Origin of the sequence: Streptomyces sp. H27-D2, from assembly GCF_035828615.1 — a bacterium.
Lineage (GTDB): Bacteria > Actinomycetota > Actinomycetes > Streptomycetales > Streptomycetaceae > Streptomyces.
Map to the genome: position 1 here is coordinate 14,048 of NZ_JAYMZR010000121.1, position 3,417 is coordinate 17,464.

At 74.2% G+C, this 3,417-nt stretch carries 2 protein-coding genes; one reads left to right on the forward strand and one right to left on the reverse strand.

Features of this window, described 5'->3' with window-relative positions; translation table 11 throughout:
• Positions 1-832 (reverse strand): DegT/DnrJ/EryC1/StrS family aminotransferase (locus QMK28_RS30325; RefSeq protein WP_326442897.1); only part of this gene is annotated, 832 nt, incomplete at its 3' end.
• Positions 833-1,196: 364 nt separating this feature from the next.
• On the opposite strand from QMK28_RS30325, the gene QMK28_RS30330 reads away from it, so the two are divergent.
• On the forward strand, positions 1,197-3,417 hold a 2,221-nt coding region (locus QMK28_RS30330; protein ID WP_326442898.1), incomplete at its 3' end, for a hypothetical protein.

The window sequence follows — 3,417 nt, forward strand, 5'->3', positions numbered from 1 at the left end:
CCCGGCTCCCGGCCCCGTTCGCGCGGCGGCGCGCGGTCCAGCCGGGCAGCTTCTTCAGCTGCTCGCGGCCCACGGCGGCGGCGACGGCGGTCATCCGCAGGTCCGCGCCGAGACCCTCGTAGGCACGGCCGCCCGCTGTGACCGCTGGACCCGCTGGGCTCGCTGGGCCCGCTGTGCCTCCGCCGCGCAGCCGTCGCAGGGTGCGGGCCAGCTCCGGGTCGGCGGTGCTGACCATGCCGCCCGCGAGGGAGTGCGTGGTCCTGGCGGGGTGGAAGCTGAAGCAGCCCGCCGTGCCGAAGCTGCCGACCGGCCGGCCGTGCAACGACGCGCCGTGCGCCTGGCAGGCGTCCTCGACGACGGCCAGGCCGTGCCGTGCGGCGAGCGGGAGCAGCCGGTCCATCGCGGCGGGGTGCCCGTACAGGTGCACCGGCAGCAGGGCCGCGGTGCGCGGGCCGATCGCGGCGGCGGCCGCGTCCGGGTCCAGGCAGAAGCTGTCCGGGCGGATGTCGGCGAAGACCGGCTCGGCGCCCGCCAGGCGTACCGCGTCCGCGGTGGCCGCGAAGGCGAAGGACGGGACGACGACCTCGTCGCCCGCCCCGATGCCCAGCGCGGTCAGGGTCAGCCGGAGCGCGGAGACGCCGGAGTCGACGGCCACGCAGTACCGGCCGGAGACCAGCTCGGCGAACTCCTCCTCGAAGGCGGCGCTCTCCGCTGCCTGGACGCCCCCGCTGCCGCCCCCGCTGCCGCGAAGCACCCGTACGGCTGCGTCGATCTCTTCCTCGCCGATGACCGGCGGTGCGGCCGGGATCGGCTCGTCGAACAGCCCGAGCATGGGTGTCTCCTTCCGCGCCGCGGCCGCCAGGAGGGCGGCGGCATCGCCTCGCTGCCAACGCCGCCGCGGACCCAAAGGTTGCGGAATCAGCTTTTTGCCCACTCTGCCGGGCTATGCGCTTATTTGTTCGCCCGGTCCCACGTGGGCTCACGAGGCGCCCCGAGAGTGATCCACTCCAGCGGCCCCGCCGGCGCCCGACCCCCTCTCGCCCCCTCTCACCCCTTCCGCCCGGATTCACCCTAAAGGTGCATCGAGAGGCTAAGTCCGTATATGAACTTGTACTATCCGTTTAGTCCCATTCGTCCGCAGCGGGCCGCCCCTCAGCGACGTGGTCCCGCGCCTGCCCGAGATACGGAAGAGGCCCGTGAGCATCACCGGTGAGCAGCACGACGACCGTGCGGCGCGCGTCATGCGCCGCCTCGGCATCGAGCGCCCGCGCGGCCTGGCGGTCCTGGCGGTGCTGGCCGCCTGCCTGGTCACGATGCCGGTGGCCGCCGTGTGCAGCGCGGGCTGGGTGTTCGCCGTCGCCGGGCTGCTCGGCTACGCCGCCGACTGGTACCTGCACCACCGCGAGCCCGACCTGATGAGCCGGCTGGGACGGCTGCGGGCCGGCGTCACCATCCGGTTCCAGCTGCGCACCGTCGTGCTGATGGTGCTGCTGGTCCAGCTCGACGAGGTGGACCAGGCGTCACTGACCGCCGCCATGGTGCTGGTGCTGTGCCTGCTGGCCGCCCACTCGCTGCACGTCGCGATGATCACGACCATCCGGCGGCACCGCAGGCTCGCGGTCGCGACCCGCAACATCGACCTGAGCGCGCTGCACATCACCGACCGGCCGCCCCGGCTGCTCACCGACTGGCCCGGGCAGCGGCTGCTCCAGTACGAACTGGTCGTCCTGCTCGGCCTCGTCGGCACGCTGATCGCCGACGGCAGCGCCTGGGTGCTCGCCGGGCTGGCCGTCGCCGTCGGCGGCTGCCTGCTCACGCTGGCCGCGCTGCTCCCGTACGCCGTCCAGGCGCTGCGCTTCCCCGGTCCAGGGCGGGTGCTCGCCGAGGTCGACCGCTGGCTGGCCCGCCGCCGGCCGCAGACGGCGCTGTACTTCTCCGGCTCCCACGACTCGGCGTACCAGGTCAACATGTGGCTGGACACCATGGCCGGGCTCGGCACCCGGCCGCTGGTGATCCTGCGCGAGCGCCATCTGCTGGAGCACCTCAAGCCGACCTCGCTGCCGGTGCTGTGCGTGCCCAGCGCGGTGCACCTGATGAACCTGGACCTGTCCTCGGTGCGGGTCGCGCTCTACCCCGCCAACGTCGGCAAGAACATCCACCTGCTCCGCGTCCCCACCATCCAGCACGTCTTCGTCGGGCACGGCGACAGCGACAAGATCGCCAGCGTCAACCCGTACAGCAAGGTCTACGACGAGGTGTGGGTCGCCGGCGAGGCCGGCCGGCACCGCTACGCCGAGGCCGCCGTCGGGGTCGCGGACGCCGACGTGGTGGAGGTCGGACGGCCGCAGCTGGACGAGGTCGGCGTCGTGGACGACGGACGGCCGGAGCACCCGGTCCCGACCGTGCTGTACGCGCCGACGTGGGAGGGCTGGACGGACGAGCCGGGCAACACCTCGCTGATCCTCGCGGGCGAGAACATCGTGCGCCGGCTGCTCGCGAGCGACCCCCCGGTCCGCGTCATCTACAAGCCGCACCCCTTCACCGGCAACCGCTCCGCCCGCGCCCGCGCCGCCCACGAGCGCGTCATCGCGATGATCGCGGCTGCCAACGACGCCCGGACCGCGTCCGGCCTCTTCCCCGAACCGCGGGAGGCCGCGGCGCTGCGCGCCGGGGCGGCGCGACGCCGGGACGAGCTGGCGGACCGTATCGCCGCGCTCGAATCCCGGCTGCACCCCGGCGGCGTGGACGAGGCGGTGCTCACCCGCGACAGCGCCGTGCCCGACCCGGCGCTGCAAGCCGAGGCCGAGGAGCTGCGTGAGCAGTGGCAGCGCGCGCACTGGGAGGCGTCCGCACCCGGCGCGCACCAGGTGATCGAGGGCCCCGCGCCGAACCTGTACAACTGCTTCGACCAGGCCGACCTGCTGATCAGCGACATCTCCAGCGTGGTCTCGGACTTCATCGTCAGCCTCAAGCCGTACGCGCTCGCCGATACGGCGGAGCTGGGCGATGAGGAGTTCCGGCGGCAGAACACCGCGGCCCGCGCCGCGTATCTGCTGCGCTCGGACGCGGCCGGCGTGGACCGGCTGGTGCGGCTGTTGTTCGACCCCGCGCTGGACGAGCTGCGCACCGCCCGGCACCAGCTCAAGGCGTTCCTGCTCGGCCCGGAGGCCCCCGCGTCCACCCGGCGCTTCAACGACGCGATCGGCCTGCTCGCCGCGAAGGGCCAGGCCGTCATCCGGCTGCGCGAGCTGAACGCGCCCGAGCTGAACGCTCCCGACGCGGCCATGCCGGAGACCGGCCTCGCCGACGCCGACGTGCCCGCCCGCGAGGTGCCGAGCGCCGAGCCGGGGGCTCCGGAGCCGGGGGCCGCCGAGCCCGGAGCCGCAGCGGCCGACCTGGCCGCCGCCGGCCTCGGCC